The sequence below is a fragment of the Shewanella aquimarina genome, from assembly GCF_023349185.1.
Classification (GTDB): Bacteria; Pseudomonadota; Gammaproteobacteria; order Enterobacterales; family Shewanellaceae; genus Shewanella; species Shewanella aquimarina.
Map to the genome: position 1 here is coordinate 1 of NZ_JAKIKY010000034.1, position 977 is coordinate 977.

1 pseudogene is annotated in these 977 nt (G+C 51.4%); it reads right to left on the bottom strand.

The window, feature by feature from the left end:
- Positions 1 to 903: pseudogene (locus L2731_RS19480) on the bottom strand (IS3 family transposase); the annotation flags it as partial.
- Positions 904 to 977: the final 74 nt, after the last annotated feature.

Genomic DNA, 977 nt, shown 5'->3' on the forward strand with positions numbered 1-977 from the left:
GTTGGCGGAAGCGGCGGCTGGTATAGTGGCTTCCTTGGTCACTATGGAACATTAGGTCTTTCGGCCTTCCTCGCGCCTCAAAGGCCATGGTTAGTGCCTTGCTTGTTAGCGTGCTATCTGGCGAAAAAGAGATGGCCCAGCCTACCGGTTTACGCGCAAACAAGTCCAGAACAACGGCAAGGTAAGCCCATCGTTTTCCTGTCCACACATAGGTCACATCGCCACACCACACTTGATTGGGAGCCGTCACAGCAAACTGGCGGTCAAGGAGATTAGGGATGGCGACATGCTCCTTGTCTGCCTTTTTGTAGCGATGTTGCGGCACCTGGCAGCTCACTAGCCCCTGCTTCTTCATCAGCCTTGTGGCACGATAGCGCGTCAATCTCACGCCAGCAGTCGTCACCATATCAGCCAGAGTTCTGGCACCCGCTGACCCATTGCTGGCTTCATAAGCCTCCCGCACCATGCTGTGCAACTTTATCTGCTTCGAATCAATGGTGATAGGTCTGCTTCGCCAATACTTGTAACTGCTGCGGTGAATACTAAATACTGAACAAATCCGCTTTACGCTATGGCTCTTCCTGAGTTTCTCGACTAACGAGAACTGTTCAGTGAGTCTGACATCAAGAGAGCCGTAGCCTTTTTCAAAATAGTGTTCTCTTCTTCAATGCGGCGGATTTTCTTCTCCAGCTCGCGGATCTGCTGTTGTTCGGGGGTGAGCGGTGCGCCTTTGGGGGATACGCCTTGCTGCTCCTGTCGAAGCTGGTTTACCCATTTACGCATGGCTGAATTACTGACGCCCATCGCGCTTGCAGCCTCAGCTATGCTGTATCCCTGTTTCGTTACTAGCTGCGCAGCTTCGAATTTGAACTCTGCACTGAATGTCGGTCTTGTGTTCTTCATTTCTACCACCTTTTTTCCAGAAGTGAGTCTATCACTTCGTCTATTCAGGTGGCCAAATTCACTATGCCACTACA